This window comes from Dyadobacter sp. HNCC25DJ186 (assembly GCF_056895235.1).
In genome coordinates this window covers 160,180-180,400 of sequence record NZ_JBXHAS010000001.1, presented here as the reverse complement: position 1 = coordinate 180,400, position 20,221 = coordinate 160,180, and the positions used below count along the sequence as shown (strand labels likewise).

The window sequence follows — 20,221 nt, the reverse complement described above, 5'->3', positions numbered from 1 at the left end:
TAGTATTATTTCTATCCATCTATCACCGATTAAAATCTTTCTTACTAATTTTAAGCCCGAATTAGTAAGAACTATTAGATTAGATTAATATTAATTTGCATATCCTCCATATAAAATATAAATTAATTTGAAAACCACAAAAGATAAGAATACCAACCAATATGGCTGTCAATTTACTGGAGTTAACAAAAGGGTACATAACGAAGGAAGTAGGTCTTAGTATATCGATTTTGACCGAAGCGAGTGCGAGTGATGTTCAGGTAGCTTTGCTAGGTGCTTTACCCGGGCTGATAGGCGGAACAATGAATACTGCCTCAACGTCAAGTGGGGTGCATCAATTGATCGGCCTTATGAATCTGAATAACGAGAATTATGTATTAAATAATCTTCCCGAGATTCTTGGCGACCCTCTTAAATCAAAAGACTTTATAGCCAACGGTCTTTCCATGCTTCCGATGTTGCTGGATGTTGATCTTAAAGTGGTCATTGAATCTATATCCGCTTCAAGTGGTTTAAAGGCGAGTTCGGTTTCAAATATCCTGAGCATCTCTGCGCCCATCGTATTAAGTGTTATCGCCAGACAGGTTAAGGAGAAATCAATTGAGCCATTAAAGTTGACGACGTTACTCGTAGGTCAAAAAGAATACATATATAAATACCTTCCAAAAGATCTGACTGCAGTGTGGGATTTTAAAGGCCTGGAAGACTTGAATAAAAGTCTGCAACGGAATCCTCTAAGCGAGCATCAACTCGAAAACAAGCCAGTCTCCGGAACAACAAAAATTGTATACCTTATTTTGGCATTGTTGCTTGTTGGAGCAGCGGTTTGGGGTTTTAAGAAACTCAATAAGGAAGAAGAAACGGTAGTTGTTGAGGATTTTCCTGTTGATAGCAGTGGAATAAAAGGAAAAGTAAAAGGAGCTGTGGAAAAAAATCCTGGTCAGCTGGTAACATTGAATCTTCCAAAAGATATCGTCCTTGAAATACCCGAAAACGGCACGGAAGCCAAGCTTATTAAGTTCATTCAGGATTCCAGCGCGGTTGTGGATAAGAATTATTGGATTGACTTTGATAGGATAACCTTTCAACCGAATCTTGCGGAATTGGATGAGAATTCAGAGTTGCAGATTGAGAATATTTCTAAAATTATGCGAGCCTATCCAATGGTTAATATTAAAATTGGTGGATACACTGACAATACAGGCGACGCCACGACCAATTTGATGTTATCGAAAAGTCGTGCAGATGTTGTAAAAAAAGGCATATCCAGAAATGATATTAAGGTAACACGAATTCAGTCCGAGGGTTATGGAATCGAGCACCCTATCGCTCCGAATGATACCGAAGAGGGGCGTGCTCAGAACAGAAGGATTGCAATAAATGTAACCAGAAAGTAAATTCAGAATATTTAAAGGGGCCGGATTTTAAATCCGGCCTCTTTTTTTGTACACAAAATTGTAATCTTTAATGAATATGTCTATCTATTTTTCAAAAGCGAAGGAGAACTTTATGATTTAGATTATATTTAAACTTTGTAAATTTTAATATTTGAATATGAGAGGAAAGTGCTTGCGTACTATATTTAGCATACTGATCATTTACATCGTAGCGATGTCATTTTCAGAAGCTCAAAAGTTAGCAGAAGGTCCGCAGGTAATGACCTTTTATTCAGCAGCAGACGATACTGAACAACCTTACGGATTATACATTCCGAAAAATTTCGATCCAACGAAGAAATATCCCCTGGTGATGATGCTTCATGGAGCGGGCTCCAATCACAGGCTGGCTTTGAAGAGAGTATTTGGTAAAACAAATGTTGAAGACGAAACAGACGTTGAAGCATCGCGGTATTTTCCAGCATGGGAAGATGTGGATTTTATTGTTGCTTCTGCTTTTGTGAGAGGAACAGCCGGTTATCAGGGAATTCCTGAACAGGACGTTTATGACGTGCTTTCAGATGTGAAAAAGCGATTTAAAATCGATGAAGACAGAACTTACCTGACAGGATTATCTATGGGCGGTGGAGGGACTTTATGGATTGGACTTACCCGTCCGGACATCTGGGCTGCAATCGCACCGGTCTGCCCAGCACCTCCGGCAGGTACGATTGATCTGGCTGCCAACGCCATTAATTTCCCGGTCCACTTTTTTCATGGCGACAAAGATCCGGTAGTTCCCGTTCAGTGGACGAGAGACTGGGTAGAGAAAATGCAAAATATCGGTGTGGAAGTTACTTATAAGGAGTTTGTTGATGTAAAACATGACAGCTGGGTAAGTGCTTATGATGCAGGATATATTTTCGGGTGGTTTAATCAGGTTAGAAATAAATACCCAAATGAAGTGAAATTTTCCAGTCGTGCCCACAAATATAATAAGGCATACTGGGTCGAATTAGATGGGATTACAAGCGGAGTTTTGGCAGAAATCGATGCGAGTTTAAAGAAACCAAATTCAGTAGAAATTAAAACAAAAAATCTCCAAGCTTTCACCTTGAACTTAAAGGGCCATTCTAAATTTAATTCCGCTCAGACATTGCAAGTAATTATCGACGGAGCGAAGTTAACCGGAAAGGCAGACAGTACCATCTCATTTAGTAAAAACGGTAATAGCTGGAAAATTGGCAAAGCGGTCACGGCGGACGCGCTTACAAAGAAAAAAGGAGCAGAAGGGCCAATCTTCGATGCATTCTCATCTCGTCATGTTTATGTATATGGAACTGCCGATAATCCTTCACCAGAAGAGTTGAAAAAACGTATGGACGTGGCCAATGAGGCAGCGAATTGGTCGGCTTACCGCGGACCATTTTTAGGGAGAATGATGTTTTTTCCAAGAGTTCTTGCAGATAAGGATGTCAGAAAAAGTGATTTTGAAAGTTCCAATCTGATCCTATTTGGTAACAAAGAAAACAATGCTGTTATCAATAAATTTGCTGACAAACTGCCTGTTCATTTAAATCCTGCCGACAACGATCACGGATTATTGTATATTTTTCCCGTTGACAATCGTTACGTGACTGTCAGTTCAGGACTGCCGTGGTGGACCGGTGTTGTGGACCAGGGTCTTCCTTTTGTTCCGGTTGCGCAAAGAAGTTTGCCGGAATTTAAAGATCTGTTATTGTTTAAAGGAACTGCAAAAAATATAATTGCGGAAGGATACTTTTCACAGGATTGGAAATTACCCGCAACAATAATTACGCCTTTGAATGCTTCTGGCGTTGTAACAATAGAAAAATAGTCGTTTTAATTAATCCCAATTCTCCACTTCAAATGGACTTTAACCAAAAAATCTCGCGGGGATCTTTCATCCGCACCAGTGCGTTAGCATTGTCTATTCCTTTGCTTTCCAGAATCCCTTCGATCGCAAAAGCGCCGTCAAAAATTGGTTTACAACTTTACACTTTGAGAGATTCATTAAGCAAGGATCTTGAAGGAACGTTGAACCAGGTTGCAAAAATCGGGTATAAGGAAGTTGAAACTTTCGGTTATTCTGACGGTAAGTTTTTTGGCAAAACACCGAAAGAATTTAAAGCTTTACTAAGCGGACTGGGCCTGAGTGCTGTGAGCGGGCACTATGGCGCCGGAATTGCGATGCCTGACAAAAAAGGTACTTTGTCGAATGACTGGAAACGGGCGGTTGATGATTCAGCTGAGCTTGGCCAGAAATATATGATGTGTGCTTACCTGACGCCGGATGAACGCAAATCGATTGACGATTACAAAAAGTATGCAGTACTTTTTAATAAGTGTGGTGAAACCTGCAAGGCTGCCGGAATTCAGTTTGGTTACCATAACCATGATTTCGAATTTCAAAAGCTGGGAGGAGAACTTCCTTATGATATCATCACAAAAGACACCGATGTTGCTTTGGTGAAACTGGAACTGGATTTATATTGGGCAGTGAGAGCAGGATTAGACCCTGTGGAGCTTTTTAAGCAACATCCCGGACGTTTCCCTTTGTGGCACGTGAAAGATATGGAGAAGAGCGCAGATAAAGCATTTGCAGAAGTAGGTACAGGTTCCATTGACTTTGCCAAAATCTTTGCCGCGAGAAAAACTGCTGGTATGACGCATTTCTTCGTTGAGCAGGATGTTTGCAAAAAACCTCCGCTGGAATCCATTGCGATCAGTTATGGCAATTTGGTGAAATGGAAAGTTTAGTGCTGTAACTTATAAAAAGAAGACCCGGCCGCATAGCAGCCGGGTCTTTCCACATTATGCAGATAAAAAAATCTTAACTTGCAAGTTGTAATTTCAGCTCGTTCAAACGACTGCGAAGTGAAGCGTCGATCTGACGGTCATTTACGCGGAGTAAATAACCTCCGATCAAATTCGGATCCACTTTCTCCTCTAACTCTACTGTTTTACCAGTAGCATCTGCAACAATTTTGTTAAACTGCTTGCGAAGATCTTCGGTCAAAGGCGTTGTTGTTATTACAGTTGCTTTTTGAATACCACGGTATTCGTCGTATGTTTTTATGAACTCATCAGCAATCGCATCCAGGATCGATTCCCTGTTCTTTTTTGTAATTATCTCAAATATTGAGTAGGATACCGGGTTTACCTTATCATGAAAAATTGCTTTCAGGATCGCCAGTTTCTTCTCGTGACGTACCACAGGACTTTTCAGTGCCAGCATCAAGCCACGATTATTGTCAGCAGTATCCTTGAATAATTTCATATCCTCAAATACAGCTTCAACTACATTTCTTTCTTTCGCCAGTTCGATAAGTGATTTCGCGTATCTGGCAGCAACTATACCTACTGACATAGGGAATTAATTAATTTTGAATGAATAAACTTCACAGCTTCGCAACATATTAGTTCATGCGGGCTGACGAAGCAAGGTCTGCGATTAGTTTTTCCTGAGATTCTTTATCCTTCAATTCACGGTGCAATACCTGCTCTGCGATTTCAAGAGATAAAACAGCTACTTCCTTACGCATTTTAGCGATCGCAGCATGTTGTTCGTTACGGATGGTGTCACGAGCACTGTCGATCATTTTCTGACCTTCTACAACTGCTCTGTCTTTCGACTCAGCAATCATGCGGTCAGAAGCATCTTTCGCATCACGCAGAATTCTATCGCGAACAGCGTTAGCCTCGATAATCAGTTTTTCGTTATCCGATTTCAGTTTAACCATTTCAGCCTTTGTTCTTTCAGCAAGATCAAGTGCACCCTGGATTTCGTTTTCACGGTCTTTTAAGCCTTTAATGATTGGTTTCCAGGCAAACTTTGCAAGGATAAAAACAACCAGTAAAAATACCACCAGCATCCAGAAAATAAGACCTGGGTTAGGAGTAAGCAATGACATAATATCTGAGTTTTGTGAGTTGTAAAATCTTTAAATGCGAGTAAATTTTAAATGAATATACTCCCTGCACTCTCTTTTTTGTAAAATCCGTGGAAGCCTAATGCTTCCACGGTAAGTTTTTTTGCCAATTCTCCACGCCTAATGCGAAAGAGGTCAAGCATGAGACCTAAATCTCAAATTCGTTACTAAAGCTTGAACGAGATAAGCAGACAGATAACTGCTGCGAATAGCGCTACCGCTTCGATAAGAGCAGCAATGATAAGCATTGCAGTTTGGATAGCACCAGCAGCTTCTGGCTGACGAGCGATACCTTCCATTGCAGAACCACCAATTTTACCGATACCAAGACCAGCACCGATAGCAGCAAGACCAGCACCGATAGCAGCACCGAAAACAGCTAGACCTGCACCACCTTGTTCTGTAGCCTGAAGCAAAATTTGAAGCAACATAATTGTGTTTGTTTTAAAATATAATTAATAAAAAAAGAGATTCAAATCAATGTCCGTGATCGGCGTGTCCATGCTCTTCAATAGCACTGCCGATGTACATAGACGATAACAGGGTAAAAATAAATGCCTGAATAAACGCCACCATGATTTCGATGAAGTTAAGGAACAGGGCAAATAATGAGATCACCGGAGCAATGAACATGCTCTGGAAAATAAAGATCAATCCAAAAAGACTTAACAGGATAATGTGACCAGCTGTCATGTTTGCAAAAAGACGAACCATAAGAGAGAACGGCTTCATGAACACACCCACAACTTCAACAGGAATCATAATAAGCAACAATGGAGCAGGAACGCCCGGAGGGCTCACAAGGTGTTTGTAATAATTTTTGTTTGCATTGATGTGAACAATGATGAAGGTGATCACAGCAAGCGTCATTGTGACGGCGATGTTACCTGTCACGTTCGCAGCACCCGGAAGAAGACCTAAAATATTGTTGACAAGAATAAAGAAAAACAGAGTCAACAAGTAAGGAAGGTATTTTTCGTAGTTAGGTCCAACATTGGGCTTTACTACATCGTCGCGGATGAAAAGGATAACAATTTCCATCGCAGACTGAAATCCTTTTGGCGCTTTACCCACATTGCGTTGGTAAGCCTTACCGATACTTGTGAAGATAAGCACCAAAATAATGGCACTAAGCATCATCGACGCCACGTTTTTTGTGATAGAAAAATCGTAAACCTTACGAGCCTCATCAACTGGTACGATCGTTTCTGAATCTCCGTGCACCAAATGATAACCATTGTATTCATGGTGTTCATTATGGAAATTGCTTGAAGAGAAAACTTCTATACCACGATCCTCAGAGTATAAAATAACTGGTAAAGGGATCGCTACACCGTGTGAGAACTCCCATTCATGAGAATCCGCAATGTGGTGCATGATCATTTGGCCGATATTGAATTTTTCCTCTGACTCTTCCAGATTATGTTCAATTTCGTGCTCGGCTTTATTAACACCTTCAGCAACCGTATCATGGTCGTCGTGACCCGATTCCTGGGCCGAAGCCGGAAGGGTAAAAAAGCAAGTTGCCGCAACAAGGGCAGTGGTTATAAACAGTCGTAAAGGCGTATACATAAATGCTTGAAATACTATGCTTTGTCAATCGCGGCGCAAGTTACAATACAAACCATATATTTCAAAGCATGTGTAGAATAAATACAGAGCAAAAAAATTGAGAACGAATGTAAATGAATCAGTTAGCCCTGAATATAAAAATATTCCAATGAAAATAATGCTGAGAATCAATCGCCCAACGATGGTGGAAAGATAAAAGGTAACAAATTTTTCCCGGTTGTTTCTAAGTCCGTACTCCATCAGACGATGAATCAGAAATGAGAGCATAACAAAGAACACAAGGATATACCATATATAAGGATGTATCCAGGTTGGAGCAATAAACCGCTGTACTAGAAATAATACAATTGATAAAATAATTGAAGCGATAATGGTTCGTAACATATACTGGAAAAGTCGGTATCTGAGAATGTGATTATTAGTGAAAAATTGGTGACAAAAATTACTTGATTTTCGGCATACTCCGAATTAACATATATAAGGATGCGGCGATAGAAGTCAAAGAAAGTACAAGTGTCCACACCGGTGTTTTATTCATTTGCCATTCGTCCAGTTTGTAACCGGCATAAGTAAAAACAAGTATTGTACCGAGCATCTGCATGGCCATACCAGAATATCTGATAAAATTTGAAGGAGATTTTCCAGTGTTTCGATTCCCCGGGTAAGGCTCAAATTTGCCTTTTTGTAAGTCCTTATGATCCTCTTCCATTCCTGCGATTGTAGAATTTATAGGTAAAGTTGCTTCAAATTTTGCAAATGGCGTTATCTTCGATACGTTATTAAGCAAAATACCGTTTTAGTTTCGCGATAAAAATAGATAAAACCACCCCAAAAAGTCTTTTTTGTGACTCATACACTTACCCGCTCGTTACAATTATTATTCATTTGTCTCCTGTTGGGAGGCTTAATCTTCGGCTGTTCACAATACAGCTCACGGCCGGCTGCGGTCAACTTTCATAACGTCTCCTCACACTACAATGCATACTTTATCGCAGAACAGGATATACAGGAAGCAGAGTTTACGATGCGTGCGTCTTATAAGGAAGATTATAACCAGTTAATCCCAATCCTTCTTCCATTTGATTCTGTACTTGCTTTGCCGGTCAAACCTCAATTACTGGACGCTGTAAAAAAAGCCTCCATTGTTGCAGAAAAACATCAGAACAGCAAATGGGTCGACAATAGTTATGTCATTCTTGGAAAATCACGATTGTATCTGGGAGAGTGGGCGGATGGATTAGAAGCTTTGCGCTATGTGTATGCCAACGGTAAGGATGAAAGTGATAAAAATCAGGCACTGATCGTATTGATGCGGGCCTATATCAGTCGCAAAGATTTTTCAAATGCACTCGGTGTTGCCGAATATCTCAGCCAGCAAGCTTTGACCAAAGATGCCACCAAAGATTTTTATTTAACAAAGGCATATCTCCACCAGCAAAACGGAGAGTATCTTACTGCTGTTGCAATTCTGGAAGAAACATTTCCACTCTTAAATAAATCGATTGAGACTGCCAGACTTCATTTTGCAGCAGCTCAAATGTATGACCGCCTGGGGCAGTTCGCTTTGGCCAACGAACATTATAAGCGTGTTGCCAAAAACGAGCCGGATTATGACCTCGGGTTCTATTCGTCCATGAATTCTTTGCAAAACCAGGTCATCATAGATCCCAAAGCGGATATTTCCAGCGTAGGTTTTGACCGAATGCTTCGAGATCGAAAAAATAATGATCTGCGCGACAGAATCTACTTTACGATGGGGTTATTAGCAGAACATAAAAAGCAGTTGCCGGAAGCGGTGGGATATTTACAAAAATCTGCTTCGCTGGCGTCTGGTACAAACAATGTTCAGAAGGCTTATACTTACCTGCAATTGGCACGGATACATTACGACGCATTGGAGAAGTATGAACTTGCCAAATCATATTACGACAGTGCGTTGATTATTTTGCCAAAAGACGCCGCGGAATATCGCATTGTGTCAGATCGTAAGACTGCACTGGATAATTTTGTTGGACAGCAAACGATCGTAAAAACAGAAGACAGTCTTCAGATTTTAGCAAAAATGAATCCAAAAGCATTGGATGACAAAATTGATGCGATTATTGAAGATCAGGAAAAAAGGAGATTGGAAGAAGAAAAAAAGCGGAAGGAGATACTTGCCGCTGCAATGAATCAGACAAATGTTAATGGATCAGTTCCTTCACTTTCAAGCATGACTGATCGTCGTTGGGAATTATATGATCCCGCGATGATCAACCAGGGGAAAATAGAGTTCCGTAGGGTATGGGGAAGCCGTGTATTGGAAGATGACTGGCGTCGAAGTTCGAAGCAAAACAGAGCTTTGACTGCAACCAATAAAATTGATACGACTTCTGCAAGTGCAGCTGCGCCAGTTGAAACGGCGATGACGAAAGAAAATCCGATTTGGCAGGCGAAACATGCAGCGATGAAAAAAAATGTTCCTTTGACAGATTCCACATTTTCATCTTCGCAGAAACGGAAAGAGGATGCCTTATACAATCTTGGTAAAATTTATCGCTTCGATTTAAAAGAATCGGATCGCGCGATAGCAGCTTTTAACCGTGTTCTGACCGAATATCCGCAGACGCAATACCGTGAAGAAATATTTTATCTTATGTATCTGACCCTTGCTGAAAATGACCAGAACCGGGAAGTTTGGAAAAGTAAATTGGTATCCGAATTTCCAAACTCTACCTATGCGAGACTCGTCAATAAGTCTGCAACAGACGGTAGTACGGGTGACAGAAATAATCCGGTAAAAGCGTATGAGCGTGCTTACAAATTATACGCCGACGGAAATTTTGCAAAAGCGCTGGAAGATATCGAGGCTGATCTGCCTGCTTATAAAGGAAGTATGCTGGAAGACAAATTTGCGTTGCTCCGGGTATTTCTGGTCGGAAAAATCCGTGGCAGAGAGGCGTATCTGCAAGCCATAAATGAATTTGTTCGTTTGTATCCAAACAGTCAATATTTGCCGCGACTGAAAGAAATGCAGGAATCCCGAGAAATTTCAGTGGGGAAAAGATAATTCATGGAAGTTGTATCTTTGTCGAACTGGATAACACATTTTCACACGATTCACCAATAAAATACCCCCAAATATGATTGAATTGCAGCCAGGAAAATACCGTCGCAGCATTGTCCGTGTTTATCGGTTTGCAGCAATTGGCCTGGGTCTTTTTATATTTTACGTTTTCGCCGTAAGCATGAATATTTTCTGGCTTTTCGGTGGCATGCCTGACCTTAAAACCCTTGAAAATCCCAAAAGTGAATTGGCCTCAGAGTTGATTTCTGAAGACGGAAAGTCACTTGGTAAATATTTCTTTGAAAACCGCACACCCATTGAATTCGACCAGATATCTCCTAATCTAATAGAAGCACTCGTCGCTACTGAGGATGCCCGATTTGTAAACCATTCCGGTATAGATCCACGAAGTCTGGCGCGTGTGTTTAAAGGTGTTGTTTCCGGAAATTCAAGTTCAGGAGGGGGAAGTACGCTGACACAGCAGGTTGCCAAAAACCTTTTCCAGACACGCTCAGAAAAATATGAAGGATTGTTGGGCAAAATTCCGTTGGTAAGAACAGTTATTGCAAAAACAAAAGAGTGGATTCTTTCAGTCGTGTTGGAGCGGAAGTATACCAAACGGGAGATTATGATGATGTATCTCAACACGGTATCGTTTGGTAATAATACTTATGGGATTAAAGTAGCAGCCAAAACTTATTTTGACAAAGACGCCTGGGATCTTTCTGTGAGCGAAGCGGCACTGTTGGTTGGAATGCTGCAGAATCCGACATTGTATAACCCGTTAAGATTTCCAACAAATGCACTGAACCGAAGAAATACGGTTTTGGCACAAATGGTTAAATATAATTATTTGCCACTAGATAAATTTGAAAATCTTAAAGATAAATCTCTGGGAATGAGGTTCAATGTGGATGGACATAATACAGGTCTGGCGCCTTATTTCCGGGAATCAATGCGTGGTTATCTAAAAGCCTGGGTTAAGAGATATAATGAAGAAAACGGGATGGATCTTGATTTATATACCAGTGGTCTTCGCATTTATACCACGATCGATTCGCGGATGCAGCGTTATCAGGAGGAGGCCTTGAATGATCATATGCATACGCAGCAAAAATTATTTGATGCGCACTGGAAAGACAGAAATCCCTGGGCTACACCAGACGGAAAAGAAATTCCGGGATTTATCGAAAAGGCAGTTCGCGCTCTTCCTTATTTTAATTTATTGAAGAAGGAAGTAGGCGAGAAAGAAGCATGGAAGGTGATGCGCAGGCCGTATAAGATGAAAGTATTTTCTTATGATGGAGAGAAGGAAATGGTCATGAGTCCTATGGATTCGCTGCGTTACTACAAGCGTTTCTTACATGCCGGGATGATGTCGATGGATCCTAGAAATGGCCAGATCAAGGCCTGGGTTGGCGGCATCAATTTTAAATATTTCAAATATGACCACGTAAAACAGGGCGCCCGTCAGCCGGGTTCGACCTTTAAGCCATTCGTGTATCTTTCTGCTTTGGACAAAAGTTTTCTGACACCGTGCAGCAGAATTGTAGATGCACCTGTCCATTTCGGATTGTCTGACGGTGTGCCAGGTGGCTGGACTCCGCACAATTCGGGGAACAAATTCTCATATCGACCGCTTTCGTTAAGACAGGCTCTTGGGAAATCGGTCAACTCGGTAAGCGCAAATATTATCAAGATGGTGAAACCAAACACCGTTGTTGAATATGCGCATAAACTTGGTATAACAAGTAAGTTAAATCCTAAACCGTCACTTTGTCTTGGGATCAGCTCGGTTACCGTTTTTGAAATGGTTAATGCTTATTGCGCATTTGCAAACGGTGGACACAGAACGGAAGCGATGACAATTTTGAGGATTGAAGACCGTTATGGTAATGTTTTACAACAATTTTATCAAAAGCAAAATCAGGAATTAAGCGAAAATATGGCATATAGTATGCTGTATTTGATGCGTGGAGCCGTGGAAGATGGGGGTGGTACTGCAAGTCGTTTGCGGACTTATGGCGTCACAGAAGGTAATGAAATTGCAGCAAAGACGGGGACGTCACAAAATTATTCAGATGGCTGGTTCATGGGTATGACACAACATCTGGTTTCCGGAATCTGGGTTGGCGGTGAGGATATGTCAATACATTTCCGAACCATGCAGCTGGGACAAGGCGGACATGTGGCGATGCCGGCATGGGGTTTGTATATGAAAAAAATATATGACGATCCAACTTTGGTCCAATACCGAAAGGGACCATTTAATAAGCCCGAAAATTTCGCCTTAGATTGTGGTGGTGTGGCTTCGGATAGTGCCGATACCTACATTCCGCCGTCCCGTTCGGATGACGAGGGCGTATTATTTTAAATTCAATAACCAAGGAAATATTTCATTATGATTGAACTGCAGCCAGGAAAATACCGCCGCAGCATTGTTCGCGTGTGGTTGGGTACCGCAATTGTCCTGGGGTCATTTATACTTTACATCGTTGCCGTAAGCTTCAACTTTTTCTGGTTATTCGGTGGAATGCCAGATTTGATTACCCTTGAAAATCCTAAAAGTGAGTTAGCCTCTGAGTTGCTTTCTGAGGATGGAAAATCGCTGGGGAAATATTTTTTCGAAAACCGGACACCTGTCGAATTTGAACAGGTCTCAAAAAATGTAACGGATGCGCTGATCGCTACGGAAGATGCACGTTTCGTAAACCATTCCGGCATAGATCCGCGTAGTATGCTTCGGGTTGCGAAAGGTATATTGTCAGGAAATTCCAGTTCAGGCGGCGGTAGTACGCTCACACAGCAGGTTGCGAAAAACCTATTTGAAACCCGTTCCGAAAAATATGAAGGTGTTCTTGGTAAAGTTCCGTTCGTGAGGACTGTGATTGCAAAAACTAAAGAATGGATTTTGTCGGTTACTTTGGAGAGAAAGTATACCAAGACCGAGATCATGATGATGTATCTCAATACGGTTTCTTTCGGGAATAATTCCTTTGGGATAAAAACGGCTTCAAAAACTTATTTTGATAAAGAACCAAGTGATCTGGAAGTGAACGAAGCGGCGCTTCTGGTCGGGATGCTGCAAAATCCAACTTTATATAATCCATTAAGATTTCCGACCAATGCGCTGAACCGCAGAAATACGGTTTTGGCGCAGATGACAAAATATAACTATTTGCCCGAAGATCAGTTTGCGAATTATAAAGAGAAACCGCTCGATCTGAAATTTACTGTGGACGGGCATAATACCGGGCCAGCCCCTTATTTCCGTGAGTCGATGCGCGGATATATGAGAGCTTGGGTAAAACAATATAACGAGGACAACGGAACTGATTACGACCTGTATACAAGTGGATTACGAATCTACACGACTATTGATTCCCGCTTGCAGCAGTATCAGGAAGAAGCTTTGAACGAACACATGCGCCAGCAGCAGAAGCTGTTCGATGCGCATTGGAAAGGAAGAAATCCCTGGGCTGATGAAAGTGGAAAGGAAATACCGGGTTTTATTGAAAAAGCAGTTAAATCATTGCCCTATTTTAATATTTTAAAAAGAGAACTAGGTGAAGATGAAGCCTGGAAAATTATGCGGAGACCTTATAAAATGAAGGTTTTTTCATACGATGGCGAAAAGGAAATGACGATGAGTCCGATGGATTCCATTCGATATTACAAAAGATTTTTACATGCCGGTATGATGTCGATGGACCCGAGAAGTGGGGAAATCAAGGCATGGGTTGGTGGTGTCAATTTTAAGTATTTTAAATACGATCACGTAAAACAAGGCGCACGACAGCCGGGATCCACTTTCAAACCGTTTGTTTACGTGGCTGCTCTAGACAAAAACTTTCTTACGCCCTGTGATAAGATCGTTGACGCGCCGGTTCCTGAAAATGAGTATAACCCGACAAATTCCAACGGCAAATATTCAGGGCAAGCGTTGACGCTAAGACAGGCACTTGGGAAATCTGTAAACTCAATAAGTGCTGCGATCATCCAGATGGTTAAGCCTGAAACGGTGGTTGAATATGCCCATAAACTAGGAATTACCAGTGAACTGGATCCTTATCCATCACTAGCTCTGGGCGTAAGTTCAGTTTCGGTTTATGAAATGGTAAATGCATATTCTGCTTTTGCCAACGGCGGATATAAAACTGAACCGATGACCATTTTGAGAATAGAAGACCGTCACGGTAATGTTTTGCAGGATTTTCATCAAAAGCAAAATCAGGAACTTAGTGCGACTGTTGCATACAATATGTTATATCTGATGCGCGGAGCGGTGGAAGATCCGGGAGGAACGGCCGGTAGGTTGCATTCCTATGGTGTAACAACTGGCAATGAAATCGCAGCAAAAACCGGAACAACGAATAATCAGTCAGACAGCTGGTTTATGGGTATGACACAAAATCTCGTATCAGGAATTTGGGTTGGTGGTGAAGATATGACGATACATTTCAGGACCATAGACCTTGGTCAGGGTGGACGAGCGGCGATGCCGGCCTGGGGAATTTATATGAGAAAAGTATATAATGACCAGACGCTTATCCAATATCGCAGAGGACCATTTATAAAACCGGAAAATTATGTTCTTGATTGTGGCAGCATGGTTCCTGACAGTTCAGACACCTATATTCCGCCATCAAAATCTGATGATGAGGGAGTATTATTCTGATATTTAAGATTAAATTATTTCTCCTGTTTTGTGATTCTCAATATTCACAGAACAGGAGATTTTATTTATTACCTTCATTTTAAATTCGCTTATTTAGCTAAAAACTAACCGTGTATATTCTCGTAGCCCCAGATAAGTTTCGTGGTTCGCTTGAAGCATCAGAAGTCTGCCAATCGATTTCAGAGGGAATCCGTCTGGCTTATCCGGATGCAGAAATTGTAAATATTCCACTCGCGGATGGTGGTGAAGGAACGACCAGAATTTTGACGGAGCGATCTTATGGTAAGTTTGTAACTGCCATAGTCCATGATCCACTGGGAAGATATATTGAAGCAGAATACGGAATATCTGGTGACGGCACAACTGCTTTTATAGAAATGGCAGCTGCTTCGGGACTTAATCTTTTAAAACCCTTCGAACAAAATCCGCTATTGACGAGCACAATCGGAACCGGAGAGTTAATTCTTCACGCTATTGAGGCCGGCGTCAAAGAAATTATTCTTGGAATTGGAGGAAGTGCAACGACCGACGCAGGAATAGGGATGGCGTATGCATTGGGTTATGAATTTTTTGATAAAAATAAGGAAGCAGTTACGCCGACTGGCGGGAATCTTTCCCGGATAAAATTAATCAATTCTGAAAAGGTTTATGAAAAGTTAAAATCCATTCGTTTTATAGTTGCCTGCGACGTTACGAATCCGCTTTACGGCGAGTCGGGAGCGGCTTATGTATATGGACCACAGAAAGGCGCCAGCAAAACCATGGTTTCTCAACTGGATCAGGGACTGCGAAATATTGCGTCAGTTGCGGCTGAAACTTTTGGTTATGACATCTCGGATAAACCCGGAACTGGGGCCGCAGGTGGTTTGGGAGCAGGTGTGTTATGGTTTCTAGACGCAGCGCTTCGTGAGGGAGTAGGTATTGTGATGGAACGATGTAATATCGAAAACCATATAAAAAACGCAGATCTGGTAATCACCGGCGAAGGCAAAGTAGATGAACAAACTTTGAGTGGAAAGGTTGTAAAAGGACTGGCCGATCTTTGTCAGAAATATCAGGTTCCCCTGGCCGTCGTTTGTGGAACCTTGATGATCACATCATCAGAAACAAAAGAAGCTGGGATAACTTACGCAGTATCAGTTCTCAATCGTCCAATGACCTTGGCTCAGGCAGAGGATGAAGCATATTCACTCGTTCGAGACGCAACTTTTCAATTGGTACGGTTGTTTTTTCATGGTGGCCAAAAATGACTTTTTAATTACTTCGAATTCGCTTAAACAACGTACTGATAATAAATGCCCGAATTTAATTACAAAGACGAGCTCTCCAAAATTCCCTTTGATCCGGGTGTGTATCGATATTTCGATGAAACCGGGGAGGTGATTTATGTAGGAAAAGCCAAAAGTCTCCGAAACAGGGTTTCAAGCTATTTCCTGAAATCGAATCAGCACGACCGGAAAACAAAACGTCTGGTGAGCCAGATTCGCAGGATAGAATATACCATAGTTCATACCGAGTGGGATGCTTTGTTACTTGAAAATCAACTAATTAAGCAATTTCAACCTAAGTTTAATATTCTGTTAAAAGATGATAAAACATACCCTTTCATTTGCATTACGGATGAGCGTTTTCCAAGAGTTTATGTAACGAGAGAACTGGATAAAAAGCGGGGGACTTTTTATGGTCCTTTCGCAAATCTTCGATCGATGCACACACTGCTCGATATGTTCAAATCTCTTTATACGATCAGGTCATGCCACTTGCATTTATCGAAAGAAAATGTGGAGGCAGGGAAGTTCAAGGTCTGTCTGGAATATCATATCGGGAACTGCAAAGGGCCATGCGAAGCATTGCAGGAAGAGGCAGATTATAATGTAGAGATTGAACAGATTCACCACATGCTGAAAGGAAATCTCTCGCTGCCTCAACAATATTTCAAGGAAAAGATGCTTTCCGCCGCAGAACAAATGGCTTTTGAACAAGCCCATTCCTGGAAAACGAAAATTGAGCATTTGTCTAATTTTCAGAGTAAGGCGACGGTTATAAATCCTAAAATTGGAAATGTTGATGTATTAACGATCGTTTCCGATGAAGAATCCGCCTATCTGAATTTTATGAAAATCACAGAAGGTTACATGATCGCCACGCAGACTTTCGAGGTAAAAAAGAAACTCGACGAAAGTGATGAAGACTTGCTGGCGATGATGATCGTTGAAATGCGCGATAAATATGGTACCGGAGCGAAGGAATTGATCAGTAATCTGAAACCGGATCTGGAATTAAAACTAGATCTTATCGTACCGCAAATCGGCGATAAAAAGAAACTGCTGGATATGTCCATGAAAAATGTGATGTATTTCCGTCGTGAAAAAGCCGAGCGCAGAGAAGTTGAAAATTCAGCGAGCTCTTCCAAGAAGGATCGAATTTTGATCAAACTAAAAGCCGATCTTCAAATTAAAACGCTTCCAAGGCATATCGAATGTTTTGATAACTCGAACATTCAAGGTACAAATCCTGTTGCGTCGATGGTCTGTTTCAAAGAAGGTAAAGCATCGAAAAAAGATTACAGACATTTCAATATCAAGACGGTTGTCGGGCCAAATGATTTCGCTTCCATGAACGAAATTGTCGGAAGGCGATATTTAAGACTGATCGCCGAAAACGAGCCGCTGCCAGATTTAATTATTGTCGATGGCGGTAAAGGGCAATTAAGTGCTGCCTGTGACGCCTTAAAAAGCCTCGGTATTTATGGTCAGGTTCCGATTATTGGAATCGCTAAACGTCTTGAAGAAATTTATTTCCCGGAAGATTCTCTTCCGCTCTATATTGATAAAAGATCAGAATCGCTGAAATTAATTCAGCAGATCAGGGATGAAGCGCACCGGTTTGCCATCACTTTCCACCGTGATAAAAGAAGTAAGGGCAGTCTGGTCAGCGAGTTGGATGGCGTTGTTGGTGTTGGAAAGGTAACCGCGACAAAATTGTTGAAACATTTTGGTTCGATCCGGGCGATCCGGGAAAGTTCGGTAGAGACATTAACCGCACTAATTGGTCTGGACAGGGCACAAAAGGTCAGGTCTTATTTTGATACCATGGCGCATCAGGATTGATATCTGTATATCAAACGTCAAAATTCCAGCAAAACTAAGCAGGTTTTGCTGGAATTTTTTTGACTAATCAGCCAATCCTGCCAATTTCTTTTCCTGCGACAAAGCCGGTTGTCCAGGCATTTTGAAAATTAAATCCGCCGGTAATTCCGTCTACGTCCAATACCTCTCCTGCAAAATATAATCCAGGTACTTTGTTACTTTCGAGTGTGTCTTGGTTGATTTCAGAAAGAGCAATTCCGCCGCAAGTAACAAATTCTTCCTTGTAGGTGCTTTTGCCCTTTACATCAAACTGACTATTTGTCAACAGTTCAGCCATCCGGTTCAGCACTTTATTCGTTGCTTCCGACCAACGTAATGTGTCATCGATTTCCGCTTTTTCTGTAAACGCCTTCCATAACCGTGATGGCAAACCAAACCTTGTGTGTGAATTAATCTGCTGTTTTGGCGTATTATTTTTCTCTGAGATCAAAAATTCTCTGACCTGCTGCTCGTTCAAATCTGGCAGCCAATTAATTTTGAAAGTAAAATGATAGTTCAGAGCAGCAAGGTCGCGCGCGCCCCAGGCTGATAGTTTTAGTATCGCTGGTCCACTGAATCCCCAGTGTGTCAACATGACCGGTCCGCGCCATTCATGTTTTGTACCTATTATTTTAACATGCACATCCTGAACAGCAACACCTGACAAAGGGAGTAAGTATCCATTGGGAACATTAAATGTAAAAAGCGATGGCAAAGGTTCAACAATCGTGTGCTGATGTTCGCTGAGCCAGGAAAATCCGCTGGTTTTGGGATGTCCACCTGTCGCAATGACAAGTTTATCAGCTATCATAGATTCCCCGGATTCCAGGTTTATGGAGAACTTTGGCACGCCCGACTGGTCAGTCCATCCGAAAGTCCTTACAGAGACACTTGTCTGTATGTCAATGTTAAGGTTCCTGGCTGTCCTTGTAAGGCATTCGATAACTGTATTTGAAGAATCGGTGACAGGAAACATTCTGCCATCTGTCTCCGTTTTTAGTTTTACCCCCCGCTTTTCAAACCAGTTAACCGTGTCTTGCGCATCAAACTTTGCCAGAAGTTTTCGCAGGAATTTTTCACCGCGCGGGTAATTTTTTATGAAGAAGCGCAGGTCAGAAGGTTGGTGCGTGACGTTGCAACGACCGCCTCCGGAAATCCTGACTTTATTTAAGACTGTTTTATTTTTTTCCAGAATGGTAATTTGGGCATCCGGATTTGTATCTGCGGCGGTTATGGCGGCCATAAATCCGGAAGCACCGCCGCCTATAATCACAATTTGCATATTATGAACTGTTGAAAATCCTACAAAAATGGATAGTAAGTTTTATAAAAACAGCAAATTCTTTTCCTATCTTTCAAAAGATATACTTAATCTGTAAATTTTACACTTCATCACAAATGACCGGATTATGGAAAATGTAGTTGTAATAGGACTGGGAAAAGTTGGTTCGCTTGTCGCGACTTTGTTGAGCAAAAGGTTTAACGTTATGGGCGTTGACAAAGTAAAACCTCCGATAAACGCTTCTTTTGCGTTTACCTCAGGTGATATTTCTAAAACCGAATTTTTAGAAACAATTCTCACCAATGCGGACGCAGTAGTCTCCTGCATGCCTTATAACCTCAATTTACTTATCGCACAAGTTGCGAACCGGAAAGGTATCCATTATTTTGATCTGACGGAAGATGTGGGAACAACCGCTGCAATTCGCCAAATGGCCAGAGATAGTAAGGGTGTTATGGCACCACAATGTGGTTTAGCACCGGGATTTATTGGGATTGTTGGCGCAGATCTGGCAAAACGTTTTACAAAAATCCGGGATATTGAGTTACGTGTAGGCGCATTGCCGCGATATCCCAACGGCTTGATGGGTTATTCTTTCACCTGGTCGCCGGCAGGTGTTGTTAATGAATATATCAACGATGCCGAAGTCATTCACAATGGCGTGAGAAAAATGGTGCCGTCTCTGGAAGGGATTGAAATGATTAATATTGAAGGTCAGGAATTTGAAGCATTCAGTACTTCCGGCGGTTTGGGCACCATGTGTGAGACATTCGAAGGAAAACTGGATACCCTCAATTACAAAACAATCCGTTATCCGGGCCATTGCAGTTTGATGCGCTTTTTGCTTTATGAATTGATTTTAAAGGAAAAGCGTGAACTCGTCGAGCAGATTTTGACGGAGGCTAAACCGCCGGTCCAGCAGGATGTAGTATATGTTTATGCGGTCGTGGAAGGCTGGAAGGGAAATGTTTTAGAAAGGGAAGAATTTTACCGTGCCTATCATCCGATCGAAATTGATGGTCAGCATTGGCGTGCGATTTCCTGGACAACAGCCGCATCGATTGTTTCTGTTGTGGAAATGGTTGCGGACGGGACCTTGCCAGACCAGGGTTTTATCAAACAGGAAGACATCCAGCTGGACTTGTTCTTAGAGACAAGTAATGGCAAATTATTTTACTGACGATTT

General features: G+C 41.6%; 15 protein-coding genes. 9 read left to right on the top strand and 6 right to left on the bottom strand.

Going from position 1 to position 20,221, the window contains the following annotated elements; genetic code table 11:
• Positions 1 to 161 precede the first annotated feature (161 nt).
• From AC1XUO_RS00845 to AC1XUO_RS00835, 3 genes are all read left to right on the top strand, one after another.
• Positions 162 to 1,397, top strand: a complete 1,236-nt coding sequence (locus tag AC1XUO_RS00845; RefSeq protein WP_483327864.1) for an OmpA family protein — start codon at positions 162 to 164, stop codon at positions 1,395 to 1,397.
• A 214-nt stretch (positions 1,398 to 1,611) separates the two neighbouring features.
• On the top strand, positions 1,612 to 3,234 hold the full coding sequence (locus tag AC1XUO_RS00840; protein WP_483327863.1) for a carboxylesterase family protein: 1,623 nt from the start codon (positions 1,612 to 1,614) through the stop codon (positions 3,232 to 3,234).
• Between the two features lie 32 nt (positions 3,235 to 3,266).
• The gene (locus AC1XUO_RS00835) at positions 3,267 to 4,157 is read left to right on the top strand and encodes a sugar phosphate isomerase/epimerase family protein (RefSeq protein WP_483327862.1); all 891 of its coding nucleotides are present in this window, start codon (positions 3,267 to 3,269) and stop codon (positions 4,155 to 4,157) included.
• A gap of 73 nt (positions 4,158 to 4,230) precedes the next feature.
• Here AC1XUO_RS00835 and atpH read toward each other — a convergent pair whose 3' ends face one another.
• The 5 genes from atpH to AC1XUO_RS00810 form a co-directional block, all read right to left on the bottom strand.
• Positions 4,231 to 4,767, bottom strand: coding sequence for an ATP synthase F1 subunit delta (gene atpH / locus AC1XUO_RS00830; protein WP_483327861.1), 537 nt, complete (start codon positions 4,765 to 4,767; stop codon positions 4,231 to 4,233).
• A gap of 49 nt (positions 4,768 to 4,816) precedes the next feature.
• Positions 4,817 to 5,311: a F0F1 ATP synthase subunit B gene (atpF, locus tag AC1XUO_RS00825; RefSeq protein ID WP_483327860.1), complete on the bottom strand. Its 495-nt coding sequence runs from the start codon at positions 5,309 to 5,311 to the stop codon at positions 4,817 to 4,819.
• Between the two features lie 185 nt (positions 5,312 to 5,496).
• Positions 5,497 to 5,760, bottom strand: a complete 264-nt coding sequence (atpE, locus tag AC1XUO_RS00820; protein WP_090335138.1) for an ATP synthase F0 subunit C — start codon at positions 5,758 to 5,760, stop codon at positions 5,497 to 5,499.
• Between the two features lie 46 nt (positions 5,761 to 5,806).
• Positions 5,807 to 6,901 (bottom strand): F0F1 ATP synthase subunit A, encoded by a 1,095-nt coding sequence (atpB, locus tag AC1XUO_RS00815; protein WP_483327859.1) that lies wholly within the window; start codon positions 6,899 to 6,901, stop codon positions 5,807 to 5,809.
• A gap of 442 nt (positions 6,902 to 7,343) precedes the next feature.
• Positions 7,344 to 7,688: an AtpZ/AtpI family protein gene (locus AC1XUO_RS00810; protein WP_483327858.1), complete on the bottom strand. Its 345-nt coding sequence runs from the start codon at positions 7,686 to 7,688 to the stop codon at positions 7,344 to 7,346.
• A gap of 57 nt (positions 7,689 to 7,745) precedes the next feature.
• On the opposite strand from AC1XUO_RS00810, the gene porW reads away from it, so the two are divergent.
• The 5 genes from porW (at position 7,746) to uvrC (ending at position 17,735) form a co-directional block, all read left to right on the top strand.
• Complete coding sequence (porW, locus tag AC1XUO_RS00805) at positions 7,746 to 9,950, top strand: type IX secretion system periplasmic lipoprotein PorW/SprE (RefSeq protein WP_483327857.1); 2,205 nt, start codon at positions 7,746 to 7,748, stop codon at positions 9,948 to 9,950.
• A gap of 73 nt (positions 9,951 to 10,023) precedes the next feature.
• Complete coding sequence (locus AC1XUO_RS00800; protein ID WP_483327856.1) at positions 10,024 to 12,321, top strand: penicillin-binding protein 1A; 2,298 nt, start codon at positions 10,024 to 10,026, stop codon at positions 12,319 to 12,321.
• A 27-nt stretch (positions 12,322 to 12,348) separates the two neighbouring features.
• Positions 12,349 to 14,625 carry a penicillin-binding protein 1A gene (locus AC1XUO_RS00795; protein WP_483327855.1) on the top strand — a complete coding sequence of 759 codons (2,277 nt, stop codon included), beginning with the start codon at positions 12,349 to 12,351 and terminating at the stop codon, positions 14,623 to 14,625.
• Positions 14,626 to 14,735: 110 nt separating this feature from the next.
• Complete coding sequence (locus AC1XUO_RS00790) at positions 14,736 to 15,875, top strand: glycerate kinase (RefSeq protein WP_483327854.1); 1,140 nt, start codon at positions 14,736 to 14,738, stop codon at positions 15,873 to 15,875.
• A 45-nt stretch (positions 15,876 to 15,920) separates the two neighbouring features.
• Positions 15,921 to 17,735 (top strand): excinuclease ABC subunit UvrC, encoded by a 1,815-nt coding sequence (gene uvrC / locus AC1XUO_RS00785; protein WP_483327853.1) that lies wholly within the window; start codon positions 15,921 to 15,923, stop codon positions 17,733 to 17,735.
• 67 nt (positions 17,736 to 17,802) lie between these two features.
• On the opposite strand, the gene AC1XUO_RS00780 is transcribed toward uvrC, so the two are convergent.
• Positions 17,803 to 19,035, bottom strand: coding sequence for a BaiN/RdsA family NAD(P)/FAD-dependent oxidoreductase (locus tag AC1XUO_RS00780; RefSeq protein WP_483327852.1), 1,233 nt, complete (start codon positions 19,033 to 19,035; stop codon positions 17,803 to 17,805).
• Between the two features lie 127 nt (positions 19,036 to 19,162).
• On the opposite strand from AC1XUO_RS00780, the gene AC1XUO_RS00775 reads away from it, so the two are divergent.
• Positions 19,163 to 20,215, top strand: coding sequence for a saccharopine dehydrogenase family protein (locus AC1XUO_RS00775; protein ID WP_483327851.1), 1,053 nt, complete (start codon positions 19,163 to 19,165; stop codon positions 20,213 to 20,215).
• Positions 20,216 to 20,221: the final 6 nt, after the last annotated feature.